Source organism: Halarchaeum grantii (assembly GCF_014647455.2).
Taxonomy (GTDB): domain Archaea; phylum Halobacteriota; class Halobacteria; order Halobacteriales; family Halobacteriaceae; genus Halarchaeum; species Halarchaeum grantii.
Genome location: NZ_BMPF01000001.1, coordinates 353853 through 369977 on the forward strand (window position 1 = coordinate 353853; position 16125 = coordinate 369977).

Sequence of the window (16125 nt, forward strand, 5' to 3'; positions counted from 1 at the left end):
CTCACCGCGCTCGCCGTCGGGAACCACACTTAATTCGCGGGCGGGCGAAGACCGGGGTATCCCCAGATGAAACCGCTCCGCCTCGTCGCCGCCGGGTCGCTCTCGGCCACCGGCGTCATCCTGCTCGTGCCGATCCTCGATCACCTGCTCGCGGGACCGCCGCCGCTCGGCATCGTCCTCGGCGTCGTCGGCGTCCTCGTCTCGCTCGGCCTCGTCGCGGTCGGCGCCGTCGTCTATCGGCTCGACGTCTCGCAGACGAACGCCCTCCGAATCGCGGGCTGGAACTTCCTCGGCATCGTCGTCCTCGGCGTCGTCTTCACGCTCCTCTTCACGTACCGGCCGGTCGAGGACGCGGGCTTCCTCTTCGCGGTCGCGCTCTCGGCGGGCGCGGTCGCGCACGTCATCATCGGCGTGTACGACGTCCGGCGCATCCGCGCGGAGGAACTCGCGACCGAGCGCGAGCGCCTCGCCGTCGTCAACACGCTCGTCCGGCACAACCTTCGGCACGAGGCCCAGAACCTCCTCTTCGCCGTCGAGGCGGTGCGCGACACCGCACCGGACGCCGCCGAGCGCATCGAGGGCGTCGCGAACAACCTCTCGGAGATGAACGAGAACGTCCAAGCCGTCGAGGACGCCATCGGGGAGGAGCGACGCCGCATGGACGCGAGCGCGGTCTGCGAAACCGTCGTCGCGGACGTCAGCGAGCGCTACCCGGACGCCGACATCGACCTCGACGCGCCCGGCGGCCTCGCGGTGTCCGCCGGAAGCCACCTCGACGACGCGGTGACGGAGCTGGTCGAGAACGCGGTCGAGCACAACGGGAGCGAGACGCCGACGGTCGAGGTGCGCGCGGCGGCGCGCGGCGGCGCGGTCGCGATCACGGTCGCCGACGACGGCCCCGGCATCTCGGAGACGGAGCGCGAACTCGTCTCCGGCGAGCGGGAGATCACGCAGCTCGAGCACGGGAGCGGCCTCGGCCTCTGGCTCGTCCGCTGGGTCGTCGAGGAGTACGGCGGGTCGCTCACCTTCGATGACTCCGACCTCGGGGGGACGGCGGTGACGGTGACGCTCCCGGCGGCCTGAGGCCCCTCTTTCTCACTCCAGTCCGGCGCGCACGCGCTCGCGGAGGTCGGCGGGCGAGGTGGCGACGGCGTCCGCCGCCGAGTGGTCCATGTCCGCGCTCGCGCCGTGGCTGTAGCCGACGACGTGCGCGCCCGCGCTCGTCGCCGCCGCGACGCCGTGCTCGGAGTCCTCGACGACGAGCATCGCCGCCGGCGCGACGCCGAGGCGCTCGGCCGCGAGCTCGTAGAGGTCGGGCTCGGGCTTCCCGGGAACGTCCTCGCCGCCGGCGGTCACGACGACGTCGAAGCGCTCGTCGAGGTCGAAGCGCTCGAAGACCGACGACACCCACGACGGGAACGAGGACGTGACGAGGCCGACCGGGAGGCCGCGCGCCGCGACGTCGTCGAGGAGGTCGTGGAACCCCGGCGTGAGCGCGGCGTGCTCCGTGTAGAGTTGCTCGGCGTAGCGGTCGTAGAGGTCGAAGTAGCCCTCGCGGTCCACCGCGAGGTCGTAGCCCTCCGCCTCGAGCATATCGTACTGGTCGTAGACGTTGATGCCGACGACGCGCGCCGGGTCGATTTCGGCACCGGGGACGGCCTCCGCGAGAATGTCGGCGATCTGCTCGCGCCAGTAGTCCTCCGAGTCCACGACGACGCCGTCCATGTCGAAGACGACGGCTTCGATTGCCATACTCGACGGGAGGTGGGACGGCCCCGTCTATCTGTCGCCGCGCGGCTACCGCGACGCCGCGTATCGCTCCAGCGCGTCCTCGAAGTGTCGGCCGCGAATGCGGACGTCCTCGGGGTGGTCGGCGGCGTCCCCCGGGTGGGCGTCCACGGTGTCGCGGATGGCGTCGAGGGCGGCGGCGCGAACGACGGCGGCGAGGTCCGCGCCCGTGTACCCGTCCGTCCGCTCGGCGACGGCGTCGAGGTCCACGTCCTCGGCGAGCGGCTTCTCGCGGGCGTGCACCCCGAGGATGGCCCGGCGTGCGGATTCGTCGGGTCGCGGGACGTGGATGTGCGTCTCGAAGCGCCCGGGGCGGAGGAGTGCGGGGTCGAGGGCGTCGCGACGGTTGGTCGCGGCGAGCACGACGAGGTTCGGGTTCTCGGCCGCCGCGTCGAGTTCGGTGAGGAGTTGGCTGACGACGCGCTCGGTGGCCTCGCTCGTGTCCGGGCCGCGCGCGCTCGCGACGGCGTCGATCTCGTCGAAGAAGACGACGCAGGGCGCGGTGCGTCGCGCGCGCTCGAAGACCTCGCGAACCGCTTTCTCGGACTCGCCGACGTACTTGTCCACGAGTTCCGGGCCGGCGACGCGGACGACGTTCACGCCGCTCTCGTGGCCGATGGCGCGCGCGAGCATCGTCTTCCCCGTGCCGGGCGGGCCGTAGAGGAGGACGCCCGTCGGCGGGTCGGTGTGCGCGGCCTCGAAGAGGGAGGCGTACTGGAGCGGCCACTGGACGGCCTCCCGGAGGGTGGCTTTCGCCTCAGCGAGGCCGCCGACGTCGTCGAAGGAGACGTCCGGGGACTCCGCGACCACCTCGCGCATCGCGGACGGGTCCGTGGAAGCGAACGCCGTCTCGAGGTCGGCGCGCGTCACGGTGTCCCGGTCGTCGCGGATCGCCGCCATCGCCGCCTCCGTGACGAGCGCGCGCAGGTCCGCGCCGACATACCCATGCGTACGGTCCGCGAACGTCCCGAGGTCGACGTCGTCGGCGAGCGGCATCCCGCGCGTGAGGACGTCGAGGATCTCCGCGCGACCCCCGCGCGAGGGGACGCCGATCTCGATCTCGCGGTCGAAGCGCCCGCCGCGCCGGAGCGCGGGGTCGATGGCGTTGACCCTGTTCGTCGCGGCGATGACGACGACCTCGCCACGGCCCTCGAGGCCGTCCATGAGGCTGAGGAGCTGGCCGACGATGCGGTTCTCCATGTCGCCCGCGTCGTCGCGCTCGCCCGCGATGGCGTCGAACTCGTCGAAGAAGACGATGCTCGGCGCGTGCTCGCGCGCCTCCTCGAACACCTCGCGCAGTTGCTCCTCGGACTCGCCCTTGTACTTCGAGGTGATCTCGGGGCCGGAGACGCTCACGAAGTGCGCGTCCACCTCGTTCGCGACGGCGCGCGCGATGAGCGTCTTCCCGGTACCGGGCGGGCCGTAGAGGAGGACGCCCTTCGGCGGTTCGACGCCCATCCGGCGGAATCGCCCCGGGTCGGTGAGGGGGAGTTCGACGAGTTCGCGGACGGCGGCGAGCTCCTCGCCGAGGCCGCCGACGTCCTCGTAGGTGACGCCGACGCCCGCCCCGTCGCCCGTGCCGGCGTCCGCGTTCGCGCCCGCGCCCGGTTCCTCGACCGCGACCTCGACGCTCGTCTCGCCGGTGACGACGACGTCCGACCCCGGGTCGGTGTGCGTGACGCGGAACTCGCCGATCTCGCCGAGCGCGTCCACGCGGACGGTCTCGCCCTCGCTCACCGGCCGGTCGAAGAGGGCGTCGCGCACCGCGTCCTCGACGGCGGCGCGCTCGCGCGCGGGCGGGACCGACGGCGTCACGACGACGCGCTCGGCCTCGCGGACGGTGGCCCTCTCGACGCGAACGGTGTCGCCCACCGAGACGCCGGCGTTCGTGCGCGTCGCGCCGTCGATGCGGAGTTCGTCCGCGTCCAGCGTCGCGTCCGGCCACACCTTCGCGACGGTCGCGCCCGCGCCGACGATGCGGACGGTGTCACCGCTCAACACCCCGAGGTCGCGTCTGACGGCGTCCGAGAGGCGGACGATACCGCGCCCGGCGTCGCGCGGCGCGGCCTCGCGGACGACGAGTCGGCGACCCGAATCCTCGCTCATACTTGGAGTTCTCGCTCCGGCGCAAAAGGGTTACTGCGGGGAAAACGCCTAACACGACGGGTGCCGAGAACTCGAGTATGGTCGAGGAAACCCAGCGGGACGAGATGACCTGGTACCGCTGTGAGAAATGTGGACTGATGTTCGACGCGAAGGAGGACGCCGAGAGCCACGAGGAGACCTGCGACGCCGAAGAGCCCTCGTACTTGCAGTAGCCTACGCCTCGGGCGCGAACAGCTCGAAGCTGTACTCGCTCATCTCGTCCTCCTCGAAGACGAAGACTCGCCCGCGCGCGACCTCCGGGTCCGCGGTGATCTCCGCGGCGTAGCCGTCCATCTCCACCGTCACGCCCGGGAAGACCTCCTCCGTCTCGCCGGGCTCGAGCATCACGCGCCCGACGCCCGTCCCCTCGAGGATGTCGTCGTGCGTGTTCCGGTCGTTCACGTAGAGCATCACGCCCTCCGTCTCCGTCGGGTCGCAGACGAGCACCTGGACGTTCATCCCGGGGCTCGTCCGGAGCGTCCCCTCGTGGCGCTCGGGGGCGCCGTGGTAGAAGGTCTCGCGACCGTCCGCGTACGTGACGACGATCCCGTCCTCCGTCAGCTCGACCGGGAGCGTCTCCGGCGCGACGTCGTTCCGATAGCTCATACCTCGACTTGCGCGTTCGCGCGCAAAAGCGCCGCGCTCTCCGTGAGTCGCGGAGCGGTTGTCGAGACCGCCAACGGTAAGTGCCACGTCGGCTACTCACACGCATGGACGGCAGCGCCGAGGCCCCCGCAGCCGGCACCGTGCTGAACGCGCTCGCGACCGGCCGGGGCGCCGCGTTCGCCATCGACCGCTACGTCAGCGCGACCGTCGAACTCGGCGGGAGCGACGTCACGGGGTCGGTCGTCGGCGAACCCGACGCGGACACCCGCCTCGTCGAGCGCTGCGTCGAACTCGTCTGCGAGACCTACGGCGACGGCGAGCGCGGCGGGCACGTGGAGACGGAGTCGGAGATCTCGATGGCGGCCGGCCTCAAGTCCTCGAGCGCCGCCGCGAACGCCACCGTCCTCGCGACACTCGACGCGCTCGGCGAGGCGGAAGCCGTCTCGCGCGAGGACGCCGCGCTACTGGGCGTGCAGGCCGCGCGCGACGTCGGCGTCACCGTCACCGGCGCGTACGACGACGCGAGCGCGAGCATGCTCGGCGGCCTCACCGTCACCGACAACGAGCGGGACGTCCTGCTCGCGCGCGACGATCCCACGTGGGACGTCCTCGTCTGGACGCCGGACGAGCAGGCGTTCAGCGCGGACGCGGACGCCGCGCGCTGTGCGCGCATCGCGCCGCTCGCAGAGCACGTCGAAGAACTGGCGCTCGCGGGCCGCTACGGCCTCGCGATGACCATCAACGGCTTCGCGTTCTGCGGGGCGCTCGGCTTCTCGAGCGACCCGCTCGTCGAAGCCATGCCCGCCGTCGACGGCGTCTCGCTCTCCGGGACCGGCCCGAGTTACGTCGCCGTCGGCGAGCGGGCGGCCCTCGAGAACCTACAGGAATCATGGGAGACGAGACCGGGAACGACGTTCCTCACGACGACGCAGCACGACGGCGCACGGACGAGATGAGCCTCGACGAGCTCCGCGAGGAGATCGAGGAGATCGACCGCGACATCGTCGAACTCATCGCGCGACGCACCTACGTCGCGGACGCCGTCGCCGGCGTCAAAGAGCAGCAGGACCTCGCGACGACCGACGAGGCCCAAGAGGAGGCCGTGATGGCGCGCGCCGGGCGGAACGCCGAGTCCTTCGACCTCGACTCGAACCTCGTCAAGGCCGTCTTCCGGCTGCTCATCGAGTTGAACAAGGTCCAGCAGCGCCAGTCGCGCGAGGAGCAGTAGGCGCTCAGTCGTCCGCCGCGAGGAGGGGGTCAGTGGGCGCGGCGTCCCCGGCGTCGACACCCTCGGGGTCGGCCTCCGGCTCCGTCGCCTCGACGCGGGCGAACTCGCCGTCGTACTCGTAGGCGTCGTGGCCGCGCGTCGGGTCGACGACGGTGAGCGAGAGCCAGCCGTTCTCGCAGAGCGTGCGGACGTGCTCGTTGTCGGCGAGGACGTCCCGGACGCGCTCTACGGGCGCGTGGACGACGACGGAGAGGCGGAGGGGCTGGTGGTACGGGTCGTCGTCGGCGGCCATGAGCGACTGGAGCGGGAGGCCGGTCATGAGGTCGCCGCCGTTGCCCTGATAGACGCCGACGTTCCCGACCGGGTTCTGCGTGACCTTCGAGCCGCTGCCGTAGGCGGCGTTGTCGACGGTCGAGAAGTAGTACTGGGCGTTGATCCACTGCGTGACGACGACGGGGCCGGCGAAGATGTCGGCGAGGGCGTCGCCGTCGTCGCGTTCCCAGTCGTAGGAGTGGAGGAACGCGCGCCCGTCCAAGTCGCGGTCGGCGGTGAGGTCGCGCGGCCCGACGACGAACGCGGCGTTGCCGGCGAGCCCCCACTCGGGGCGCGTCTCCGCCCAGTCGGCGGCGCGGCGCTCGGTCTCGCGGGTCGCGTCCTCGGGGTCGACGGCCATCGCCTCGGCGCGCTCGGCGGCCGCGCCGGAGCGCGCGACGTCGAGGTCCGCGCGGAGCCGTTCGACGTCGGCGGCGTGGCTCTCGGGGACGTCGCGGTCGTAGAGCGTCACCTCGTCCGTGGTGGTGTTGTGTTCGGCGGCGAGGAACACGGTGTCCTCGGGGAGCTCGTGGCCGCGCTCGCGGAGGGCGTCGCGCACCGCGTCGTCGTTGCAGATGGCGGCGAGCACGCGCGCGTTCGGGCCGCCGGGTTGGCCCGCGCAGGCGCCGCAGTCGAGACTCGCCTCGTAGGGGTTGTTCGACGTCTCGCTCGCGTGCCCGGTGAAGACGACGAGGCGGGAGAACTCCGCCCAACCCATCGTCTCGAAGGCCGCCGCCGCGTACTCGACCCGCTCCTCGTGAGTCATCCCAACGGGAAGGCCGCCCTCGTGCGTGCCGTCGCGCTCGACGGTAGGCGTGCAGAAGTCGGGCACGCTCGGGAGACGCTCGTCGAGGGCGTCCCGGAGGTCGTGAACGCGCTCGGGGACGAGGGTGCGCGCGGCGAGGGCGACGCCGTACGCGCTCCCGGCGCTCTCGACGAAGCTGAACGCGGTCGCGGCGTTCGACTTCACGGCCTTCAACACCGTCTCGCCGGCGTGGAGGCGGCCCGTCCAGCGGTCGTGGGCGGCGCGCTCGTGTGCGTGGGCGTCGGCCGGGCGCTCGCCGACGTGGTGCTCGGCGTCGACGATCGGCGGGCAGGCGTCCGTGCTCGCCTCGGCGCCGTAGCCCTCGTAGCGCATCGGGACGCCGAAGAAGCCCGCGTAGCCGTGCGTCTCGTAGTCCCCGGCGGCCTCGAGGTGGCGGCGGAACACCTCGGAGCGCGTGTCGATGCAGAAGACGAGTTGGGCGTCCGCGCGCTCGGCGTCGCCCTCGGTGTCACCGTCTGCGCGCGCCGCGCTCGCGTCCGCGACGGCGTCGACGACCTCGTCGCGATAGGAGGCCTCCCACGCGCGCAGCCACGCCTCGGCGAGCGGGACGTCCGGCTCGTCCGGCGTGTCGGCCTCACCCTCTGCGAGCGGGTCGAGGGGCGCGTCGAAGCGCTCGGCGAGGAGGAGGCGCGCGGCGAGGTAGCCGACGAGCGTGATCGGGTAGGCGTCCTGCCACTCGTCGCCGCGCTCGACGCGGTATTTGACGAGGCCGGTCCAGCCGGGGAGGGCGTTCAGGTGGGCCTCGAAGACGGCCGTCCAGCGCTCGCGGGGGACGTCCGCGAGGACGGCGGCGATGGCGGCGGCGGGGTCGTCGGGCGCGTCGGCGAGCGAGGCGGCGTTCGGGATCCGCGAGTCGTGGCGCGCGGTCGTGCGGACGGCGTCGTAGAAGCCGGCCTCGCGGTTCGGCATCGGCCACGACGCCTCGCCCTCGTCGCAGAAGGCGGCGAGCCACTTCGCGAGCGCGCGGTCGACGCGCGCGGTCGCGTCGTCGCGCTCGGGGTCGCAGTCGTCGCGCTCGGCGAGGCGGGCGAGGGAGGTCTCGGGGTCCGCGTCGTAGCCATGTGCGGCGAGTTCCGCGCGGAGGGCGTCGGGGTCGATCCGGCCGCGCTCCCACGCGTCGCGGAACGTCTCGACGCCGGGGTAGGTGCGCCCGCCGCGCAGACGCTCGGCGCGCTCGGCGGCCTCGTGGAACGGGCGGTCCTCGTAGCCCGCGAGGGGGTTCGCGGTGACGAACGAGTGGATCGGCCAGTTCGTGCCGACGGTGTCGGCGGCTGTGGCGATGCGGTCGCGGACGTCGTCGGTGTCGTGCTCAGTAGGCATCGTACTCCTCCGTGTTCGCGGTGACGGTCTCCGGGGTTGGCTGCGTCGCGTTGCGGAGCGCGACGTAGAGGCGTTCGCTGCGGCGATACGCGCCGGTCTCGATGGCGAAGTAGACGAGAGCGAACGCGGCGGCGACGGCGACGTGGACGACGGTGAGATCGGTGGGCGCGCTCGCGATCACCGAGCCGGCGAGGACGCCCTCGACGGCGGCGTAGACGAGGCCGTAGACGGCGATGGCGGGGAGGAAGACGAGCGCGACGGCGCCGTACCGAATCGCGGGCGAGACGCCGGTGCGCCCGAGGGCTTGGCGGGTCGCGTGGAGCGTCGTCAGGACGACGAGGCCGGCGAGGAGGAGGCCGCTGTCGGCGTGGAGGCCCTCGCCGGTGAGGAGGGCGAAGACGGCGCCGCCCGCGACGGCGGTTGCGGCGGTGGCGAGCGCGCCGACGGCGGTGAGCGAGGGCGTCGCGCCGTGACCGTGGCCGGGCGTCGTGTGCGTGACGCGGCTCCCGTTCGAGAGGAACATGTAGGCTTTGTAGAAGCCGTGGAGGACGAGGTGGGTGACGGCGGCGGCGAAGAAGCCGAGGCCGGCCTGCATGAGCATGTAACTCATCTGCCCGGTGGTCGAGCAGCCGAGGCGGCCCTTGACGTCCGCTTGGACGGTGCGGAGGAGTTTGCCGACGAGCGCGCTCGCGGCGCCGACGGCGACGACGAGGAGCATGAAACGCTCGTCGGCGGTGACGACGGGTGCGAAGCGGACGAGGAGGATGCCGCCGGCGTTGACGAAGCCGGCGTGCATGAGCGCGGACGCGGGCGTCGGCGCGGTCATCGAGGAGAGGAGCCACGTGTGGAAGGGGACGAGCGCGGACTGGATCATCGCGGCGAGGAGGAGGCCGCCCGCGACGAGAAGCCAGACCGCGGGCGGGAGCGCGTCGGCGACGGCGGCGACGCCGTCGAAGGTCGTCGCGCCGGTCGTCGCCCAGAGTGCGAGGGCGACGGCGCCGACGAGCGCGCTGCTCGCGAGGAAGTACCTGCGGGAGAGCGACGCGGCGGCCTGCGCTTGGGGCCAGTCGCGAGCGTAGCCGATGAGGTCGGCCATGATGAGCCCCATCGCGAGCCACGCGAGCGCGAAGAGCGCGGTGTTCGCGGCGGCGACGAGGACCATCACGACGACGGTGAAGCCGGTGATGCGCGCGAAGAACGCGGTGACGCGCTCGCTCCCGGCCATGTAGCGCCGCGAGTAGCTGTGGACGATGCCGCTGAAGAAGGTGGCGGCGACCCACATGACGCCGGTGAGGCCGTCGACGGCGAGGACGCCCCCGACCGCCCACGTGGCGCCCGTGCGGACGTGGGCGCCGAGGACGAGGAGGCTCGCGGCCCACAGGACCCAGACGAGTCGGGTGAGCGCGGCGGGGAGTCGCGAGGGCGACTGCGGCGTCGCGGCGTCCGAGAGCGCTCCGATCGTCCGTGTGGTGTGGGTGTCCGACATCGTTCTGTGCGTATCGTGACGCGGGGAGGTGGGCCCGGTCACGTCTACCCCACACTACGAACGGATTGGGCAATAAACCTTCTTGTGTTCCCGATTCGTTCGATAGAATGCGTTATCTTTCGTGAAAGATTCGTCGGCGGCGAGCGCCGTGGTCGCTCACTCCTCCTCGAAGCGGCCGAACGGCGTCGTCACGTGGCTCTTCACGAGCACCTCGTCGGCCACGGTGATCCCCATGTCGAGGAGCTCCTCCGCGATCGGCGTGATGTCGCTGTCCGAGCGCCCGACCGCCGTCACGAGGAGGTTCTGCTCGCCCGTGATGAGCTCCTGTACGGAGACGACGCCGTCGATGGCCAGCACCTCGGGAATGAGGTCGCTTCGCTCGTGGATCGACGCCGTGCAGAAGAGGAGCATCCGGATCGGATAGCCCGAGCGCTCGTAGTCCACCTCGGCGCTGTACCCCTTGATCACGCCCGCATCCTCGAGTCGCTGGATGCGCTTTCGGACCGTGCTCCCCGACGTCCCGGTGCGCTCCGCGATGTCGCTCGAGGAGAGGGTGCGGGCGTCCTCCTGCAGGGCGTACAGGATCTCCCGGTCGACCTCGTCGATGTCTTCTGCGGACATACCGGTACGTTGCCCCGTCGCCGGCAAAGGGACTTCGCCTCCGCGAACGCCGCGTGCCGTCACGTGCGGGCTGTCTGAACGACAGTTCACATCGGAATATCTATGTGCACACACATTCAGATGGAGAGTGATGGCGGATTCATCGACCCGACTGGAGCGGCTCCTCGCCGACGAGCTCGGCGAGTGTTGCGACGCCGACGTCGAGCGCCGGCGCGCCGAACTCGACGCCGTCGCCGACGAGGCGTTCGCCACCGACGACGTGCGCGAACCGTTCGCCGTCCTCGGGAACGAGACGCGCTATCGACTCGCGCGCGCGCTCGCCGTCGACGGCACCGAGCGCTGCGTCTGCGAACTCGAAGCCCTCGTGGACGTCAGCGAGAGCGCCGTCAGTCACGCGCTCGCCGACCTCGTCGCCGCCGGCCTCGCGAGCAGGCGCAAGGACGGCAACTGGCGCTACTACGAGAGCACCGCGCTCGCTGACGACCTGTTCGCGGCCGCAGAACAGGGGAGCGAGACGTGAGCGACTCCCTCTCCGTCCTGGACCGGTACCTCACCGTCTGGATCGGCCTCGCGATGGCGCTCGGCGTCGGCCTCGGGCGCTTCGTCCCCGGAATCGTCGACGTCCTCGACGCCGTCACGTGGCACGGCACCAGTCTCCCCATCGCCGTCGGCCTCTTCGTGATGATCTTCCCGATCATGGCCGAGATCGACTACGGCCGCATCCCACGCGTCACCCGAACCAACCGCGCCGAGATCGGCCTCACGCTCGCGTTCAACTGGCTCGTCGCGCCCGCGCTCATGTACGGCCTCGCCGTGTTCTTCCTCGGCGGCTACCCCGACCTCGTCACCGGCCTCGTCATCGTCGGCATCGCGCCCTGCATCGCGATGGTGCTCGTCTGGAACGAACTCGCCGCCGGCAACCAGGAGATGTGCGCGGTCTGCGTCGGCGTCAACTCCCTCCTGCAGATCGTCCTCTTCGTCCCCTACGCGTTCTTCTTCCTCACCGTCCTCCGAGGGACCGCCGTCGACGTCTCGATGGCGCTCGTCGCACAGATGGTCGGCGTCTTCCTCGGCCTCCCGCTTCTCCTGGGGTATCTCGCGCAGAAAGTGGCCTTCCGCACCGTCGGTCGCGAGGCCTACTACGGACGCGTCATCCCGCGCATCGGCCCGCTCGGCCTCCTCGGGTTGCTCTTCACTGTCGTCGTCATGTTCGCACTGAAGGGCGACTACATCCTCTCCAACCCCCTCCAGATCGTCCGCATCGCCGCGCCCCTTCTCGTCTTCTTCGTCGCGCTCTGGACGGTCGCGTACGCCGTCAGCGCCGCCATCGGCTTCGACTACGCCGAGGGCGTCAGCCTCGCGTTCACCGCCGCCTCGAACAACTTCGAACTGGCGATCGCCGTCGCCGTCGCCGTCTTCGGTATCGGGAGCGACGTCGCGCTCGCCACCGTCGTCGGTCCGCTCATCGAGGTCCCCGTGATGCTCGCGCTCGTCCGCGTCGCGCTCGCCACCAAGGACTCCCTCTTCGGCACCGCCGGCCCCCGAGCCGCCGTCACCGCCACAGACGACTGAACACCCATGACTCACACACCCACCACCGACGACTCGCCCACGACCACCGTCGCCTTCGCCTGCGTGCAGAACTGGGCGAGGCGGTCGTCCCGCTTCGCTCGACGCTGCGACTCGCGTGCCCTGCACGCGGTCGACGAGGTGACGGCCTGATGACCGTCACACTCGCCTTCGTCTGCGTGCAGAACGCGGGCCGCTCGCAGATGGCCACCGCGTTCGCCGAGCGCGAGGTCGCCGCACGCGGCCTCGCGGACGACATCGAGATACTCACCGGCGGGACGCGACCCGCCGAGCACGTCCACCCGGAAGTCGTCGAGACGATGCGCGACGTCGGCATCGACCTCGGCGACCGGGAGCCGCGCGAAGTGACCGTCGAGGAGATCCAGCGCGCCGACTACGTGGTCACGATGGGCTGTTCGGCCGACGACGTCTGCCCGGCTGGCTGGGCGGGCGAGAACCGCGACTGGGACCTGACCGACCCCGACGGGAAATCCCCCGAGGCGGTCGCGGAGATACGCGACGACATCGAGGCGCGCGTCGCCGCCCTCTTCGACGAACTCGCTCAGTAGGTCTCCGCGAGCGCGTCCAGCACCTCGTGGTGCTCGGTCGTGTGCGGCGCGGTGAGCGGCGAGACGCTCGTCCGCCCCTCGACGACGGCTCGCAGGTCGCTATCGTCGGGTTCGTCCGCGACGATGCCCTCGTCCATCCGCCGCCACATCCGGTCCTCGAGACGGAGGTGCGCGCCGTCGCGCTCGACCGTCATGTCGTAGCCGTGCGTCGGCGTCGTCACCGACAGCTCGCCCGTCTCGGTGCCGGGGCGGGGCGCGTTCACGTTCAGGTAGTCCGCGCGCTCGAAGACGCCGGAGTCGAGCGTCTCCTCCACGAGGTAGGTGGTCGCCGCCGCCGCCTCGCTGTAGTCGGACTTCGGCGTCGCACCGCCCGCGAAATCCTCGCTCGTCAGCGTGAGCGACACCGAAATCGCCGGCACGTCGAAGAACGCCGCCTCGACGGCCGCGCTCACCGTCCCCGAGCGCCCGAGGACGTACATCCCGAGGTTCCCGCCCCGATTACAGCCCGAGACGACGAGGTCCGGATCGGGCGCGAGCGACTCCAGCGCCGCCACCACGCAGTCCGCGGGCGTCCCGTGGACGGCGTAGCCGAGGTCGTGCTCGTCGACCGTCACCTCCCGGGAGAGCGCGCGCCCCGTCGCGCTCATATCCGAGGCGGGCGCGACCGCCGTGACGTCCGCGACGGCGGAGAGCGACTCGTAGAGCGCCGCCAAGCCGGGGCTCTCGATGCCGTCGTCGTTCGTGAGGACGATATCCATGCCTCTCGGTGGACCGGCGTCGGGCAAAACGGTTCCCGTCTCGGCTCGCGCGCACCGCGCAGGTCGACGGCTACCCGAGGCGGTCGACGACGGTGTCCTCGTCGACGACGAAGTTGTACGCGCCCTCGTCGTCGTTCCAGAGGCAGAGCGCGGACTCGAACTCGAGGAGGTCGCCGTAGTCCGCGCTCAGGAGGTCGCGGTTCAGCGCGGTGCGGTTGACCAGCACCGCGTAGCAGTCCACGTCCTCGGAGCCGTCGCTCACCTTGAACAGCGGGTTCCCGCCCTCCGAGAGGTCGTCCGAGAGCTTCGCCGCGACGAGGTCGACGCGGTTCGAGACGTGCGTCTCGGCGTCCGCGAGCCGCGCGTACCTGCTCGCGGGGAGCGAGACGTCGTGGCGCCGCCGCCCGTCCGCCCGGAGAAAGCTGTAACTGTACTTCACCGTCTCGTTCAGGAACTCCGAGGGGCGCTCGGCGGCCTCCGCGAGTCGGCGCTGGAAGGGCGGCGCGGTGACGTCGGGTTTCTCGACGAACGACCAGCCCCGGTCGGTCGGGCGCTCGCCCGCCCAGAGGCGCACCGACGGCGCGTAGACGGACATGGCGCCGTCCTCGAGGTCGCGCTCTATCTCGCGGAGTTGGATGCTCGTGTTCCGGTCCGCCGGCGCGACGAGGACGAGCGTGCCGTCCTCGGCGAGGACGTCGCGGTAGGATTCGGCGACCGCGAGCGGGTCGTCGAGTTCGCTCAGCAGGCTGAACGCAGTCACGAGATCGAACTCGCCCTCGACCTCCGCGGCGTAGGCCTCCGCGGTGCGCGGGTGAAGCGTCCCGTGGACGTTTCTGGGGGCCGCATCGAAGAAGTCCGTGAGGACGTCGGCGGTCGGGCTCGGCTCGACGGCGTGATAGTCGAGGAGGCCGTCCGCCGGGAACGCGTCGGCGAGACCGAGGAACGGGCCGCCGACGCCCGCGCCGAGGTCGAGGACGCGCGCGTCGCGGGGCAGGAGGCCGTCGCGCGCGAGGTCGGCGGCGACGTACCGGCCGACCGCGTAGTAGTCCGGGAGGTGGTAGATCGCGTAGCCGAGCGCCGCCGTCTCGTCGTACGTGACGTCGTTCTCGTGGTAGTAGTCGGCCTTCAGGCGGCGGATCGCCTCGCGGAGCGCGTCCCCGGACGCACCGCGATGCCAGTCCGGGCCGTACGCGTCGAGGAGGCGGTCCTCGAGGACGCGCGCGTGCTCGGTCGGGAACTCGGTGATGGTGGCGTCCGGGACCGTCGCGGGCCCGCCCTCGACGGGGACGAACGTCCCGTCCTCGCGCTCGACGAGGCCGAGGTCGACGGCCTCCTCGCGGAGCGCCTGCCGGACGACCGCCGGATGGCGCGGCGTCGAGAGGTACTCGCAGATCTCCGCCGGGTCGATGGGGCGGACGTTCCGGAGGTACTTCGCGTTCGCGCGGAGGTCGTCTCTATCCACGGACATCCTCGAAGAGGTCGTCGTAGTCCTCGGGATCGGTCTCGGCGAGGCGCTCGGCGGCCGCGGCGATGTCGCGCGCGCCGTCGAACGTCGCCTGAATGTCCGCGTAGACGCGCGGCGTCCCGTCGAGGACGCGCGCGGCGAGCGCGGCGAGCTGGTCGTAGACCGGCGTCGCGAGCGCGTCCGGCACCTCGGTCTCGGCGGCGTCGGCGGCGAGCGCGAACGCGAGAACCGCCGCGTGCGTACGCCCCTGCACGGTGCGCATCGCGTCGTCGTGCTCCTCGGGCGCGACGTCCACGAGGTCGTTCCCCGCCGCTTCGAGGTCGCGACGAACGCCGTCCGTCGCCGGCCCGCCCGCGGCCGTCGAGACCGCGACCGTCCCGGGCGCGGCGTCCGCCGCGAAGAGCGGGTGGAAGCTCACGCGCTCGCGAGCCGGGGCGACGCGTGCCATCGCGTCCAGCGGCGCGCGCATCGATCCCGTGACGTCCACGACGGCCTGCTCGGCCTTCCCGGCGTGTTCGGCGACCGCCTCGGTCGCGACGCGCATCGGCACGGCGACGCAGACGACGCCGAACGACTCCGAGGAATCGAGCGGGACGGCGCGCGCGCGCCGGTCGAGCGCGTCCGCCGCCGCCTCCGCGCGCGCCGGGTCCGCGTCCGCGAACGCGACGTCGGACGCGACGGCGGCCGCGAACCAGCGGCCCATCTCGCCCGCTCCGACGACGAGTACCTCCATATCGACTGGCGATAGCCCGCGAGCGGGCAAAAGACGTTCGCTCCCCTCGCCGCGTCTGGGGGATTTAAGCGTCGTCACGTCAAAGCCTCTTGTGAATGACCGACCGGCCGACCGTCCTCGTCGTCGAGGACGACCGTGACCTCGCGGACCTCTACGCCGCGTGGCTCGAAGGCGAGCACGACGTCCGCATCGCCAACACGGCGAGCGAGGCCCTCGAGGAGTTCGACGCGGAAGTCGACGTCGTCCTCCTCGACCGCCGCCTGCCCGAGTCCTCCGGCGACGAAGTGCTCTCGTCGATCCGCGAAGAGGGGAGTGACGCACAGGTCGCGATGGTGAGCGCCGTCGACCCCGACTTCGACATCATCGAGATGGGGTTCGACGCCTACCTCGTCAAGCCGGTCACGCGCGAGGAACTCATGGACCTCGTCGGTCGCCTGCTCACGCGCCGCGTCTACACCGTCGAGGTGCGCGAGTACTTCGCACTCGCCTCGAAGCGCGCCGCCCTCGAGTCCCGCAAGGACGCCGAGACGCTCGCGGAGAACGAGGAGTACCAGCGCCTCCTCGCCGACCTCGAGGCGCTCGAATCCGCGCTCGACGAGGAGATGGGGTCGCTCAGCGACGAGGACGTCGTCGCGGTCTTCAAGTCGCTCAGCGACGGCCAACCGGACGACTGAGTCCCGCTTCGCTCGCGCGGCGTTC

The 16125-nt window shown here is 71.6% G+C and carries 18 protein-coding genes; 9 read left to right on the forward strand and 9 right to left on the reverse strand.

Annotated elements, in window-relative coordinates; all coding sequences use genetic code 11:
• Positions 1 to 66: 66 nt before the first annotated feature.
• On the forward strand, positions 67 to 1083 hold the full coding sequence (locus IEY12_RS01800) for a sensor histidine kinase (RefSeq protein ID WP_188877601.1): 1017 nt from the start codon (positions 67 to 69) through the stop codon (positions 1081 to 1083).
• Between the two features lie 12 nt (positions 1084 to 1095).
• Here IEY12_RS01800 and IEY12_RS01805 read toward each other — a convergent pair whose 3' ends face one another.
• The gene (locus tag IEY12_RS01805; RefSeq protein ID WP_229870843.1) at positions 1096 to 1752 is read right to left on the reverse strand and encodes an HAD family hydrolase; all 657 of its coding nucleotides are present in this window, start codon (positions 1750 to 1752) and stop codon (positions 1096 to 1098) included.
• A gap of 45 nt (positions 1753 to 1797) precedes the next feature.
• A complete protein-coding gene (locus IEY12_RS01810) occupies positions 1798 to 3894 on the reverse strand; it encodes an AAA family ATPase (RefSeq protein WP_188877604.1) in 2097 nt (698 codons plus the stop codon).
• Between the two features lie 77 nt (positions 3895 to 3971).
• Between IEY12_RS01810 and IEY12_RS15820 the strand changes: the two genes are divergently transcribed.
• Positions 3972 to 4106, forward strand: coding sequence for a DUF7128 family protein (locus IEY12_RS15820; RefSeq protein ID WP_255494067.1), 135 nt, complete (start codon positions 3972 to 3974; stop codon positions 4104 to 4106).
• 1 nt (position 4107) lies between these two features.
• Here the strand turns inward: IEY12_RS15820 and IEY12_RS01815 are convergent, their stop codons facing one another.
• Complete coding sequence (locus IEY12_RS01815; RefSeq protein WP_188877607.1) at positions 4108 to 4539, reverse strand: DUF5796 family protein; 432 nt, start codon at positions 4537 to 4539, stop codon at positions 4108 to 4110.
• Between the two features lie 104 nt (positions 4540 to 4643).
• Here IEY12_RS01815 and IEY12_RS01820 point away from each other — a divergent pair, with 104 nt between their 5' ends.
• Positions 4644 to 5495, forward strand: coding sequence for a shikimate kinase (locus tag IEY12_RS01820; RefSeq protein ID WP_188877625.1), 852 nt, complete (start codon positions 4644 to 4646; stop codon positions 5493 to 5495).
• Positions 5492 to 5767: a chorismate mutase gene (locus IEY12_RS01825; RefSeq protein WP_176969863.1), complete on the forward strand. Its 276-nt coding sequence runs from the start codon at positions 5492 to 5494 to the stop codon at positions 5765 to 5767. Before IEY12_RS01820 ends, IEY12_RS01825 begins: the two co-directional genes overlap by 4 nt.
• Before the next feature lie 4 nt (positions 5768 to 5771).
• Here the strand turns inward: IEY12_RS01825 and IEY12_RS01830 are convergent, their stop codons facing one another.
• The 3 genes from IEY12_RS01830 to IEY12_RS01840 all read right to left on the reverse strand — a co-directional run bounded on the left by IEY12_RS01830 (position 5772) and on the right by IEY12_RS01840 (position 10332).
• A complete protein-coding gene (locus IEY12_RS01830) occupies positions 5772 to 8225 on the reverse strand; it encodes a DUF2309 domain-containing protein (protein ID WP_188877629.1) in 2454 nt (817 codons plus the stop codon).
• Positions 8215 to 9711 (reverse strand): proton-conducting transporter transmembrane domain-containing protein, encoded by a 1497-nt coding sequence (locus tag IEY12_RS01835; protein ID WP_188877633.1) that lies wholly within the window; start codon positions 9709 to 9711, stop codon positions 8215 to 8217. The genes IEY12_RS01830 and IEY12_RS01835 overlap by 11 nt, the downstream gene beginning before the upstream one ends.
• Positions 9712 to 9867: 156 nt before the next feature.
• A complete protein-coding gene (locus tag IEY12_RS01840) occupies positions 9868 to 10332 on the reverse strand; it encodes an Lrp/AsnC family transcriptional regulator (protein ID WP_123076082.1) in 465 nt (154 codons plus the stop codon).
• A 130-nt stretch (positions 10333 to 10462) separates the two neighbouring features.
• Here IEY12_RS01840 and IEY12_RS01845 point away from each other — a divergent pair, with 130 nt between their 5' ends.
• From IEY12_RS01845 to IEY12_RS01860, 4 genes are read left to right on the forward strand one after another with little or no spacing between them, the layout of a single operon-like run.
• Positions 10463 to 10852, forward strand: coding sequence for an ArsR/SmtB family transcription factor (locus tag IEY12_RS01845; protein WP_188877645.1), 390 nt, complete (start codon positions 10463 to 10465; stop codon positions 10850 to 10852).
• A complete protein-coding gene (gene arsB / locus IEY12_RS01850; protein ID WP_188877652.1) occupies positions 10849 to 11904 on the forward strand; it encodes an ACR3 family arsenite efflux transporter in 1056 nt (351 codons plus the stop codon). The genes IEY12_RS01845 and arsB overlap by 4 nt, the downstream gene beginning before the upstream one ends.
• Before the next feature lie 6 nt (positions 11905 to 11910).
• On the forward strand, positions 11911 to 12054 hold the full coding sequence (locus IEY12_RS01855; protein WP_188877660.1) for a hypothetical protein: 144 nt from the start codon (positions 11911 to 11913) through the stop codon (positions 12052 to 12054).
• A complete protein-coding gene (locus IEY12_RS01860; protein WP_188877664.1) occupies positions 12054 to 12470 on the forward strand; it encodes an arsenate-mycothiol transferase ArsC in 417 nt (138 codons plus the stop codon). Before IEY12_RS01855 ends, IEY12_RS01860 begins: the two co-directional genes overlap by 1 nt.
• Here the strand turns inward: IEY12_RS01860 and surE are convergent.
• The 3 genes from surE to IEY12_RS01875 form a co-directional block, all read right to left on the reverse strand.
• Positions 12464 to 13228: a 5'/3'-nucleotidase SurE gene (surE, locus tag IEY12_RS01865; protein WP_188877675.1), complete on the reverse strand. Its 765-nt coding sequence runs from the start codon at positions 13226 to 13228 to the stop codon at positions 12464 to 12466. The two genes, IEY12_RS01860 and surE, sit on opposite strands and share 7 nt — an antisense overlap.
• A gap of 70 nt (positions 13229 to 13298) precedes the next feature.
• Positions 13299 to 14696 carry a small ribosomal subunit Rsm22 family protein gene (locus IEY12_RS01870; RefSeq protein ID WP_188877678.1) on the reverse strand — a complete coding sequence of 466 codons (1398 nt, stop codon included), beginning with the start codon at positions 14694 to 14696 and terminating at the stop codon, positions 13299 to 13301.
• Positions 14683 to 15426, reverse strand: coding sequence for a prephenate dehydrogenase dimerization domain-containing protein (locus IEY12_RS01875; protein WP_188877680.1), 744 nt, complete (start codon positions 15424 to 15426; stop codon positions 14683 to 14685). Before IEY12_RS01875 ends, IEY12_RS01870 begins: the two co-directional genes overlap by 14 nt.
• Positions 15427 to 15521: 95 nt before the next feature.
• Between IEY12_RS01875 and IEY12_RS01880 the strand changes: the two genes are divergently transcribed.
• On the forward strand, positions 15522 to 16100 hold the full coding sequence (locus IEY12_RS01880) for a HalX domain-containing protein (protein ID WP_188877686.1): 579 nt from the start codon (positions 15522 to 15524) through the stop codon (positions 16098 to 16100).
• Positions 16101 to 16125: the final 25 nt, after the last annotated feature.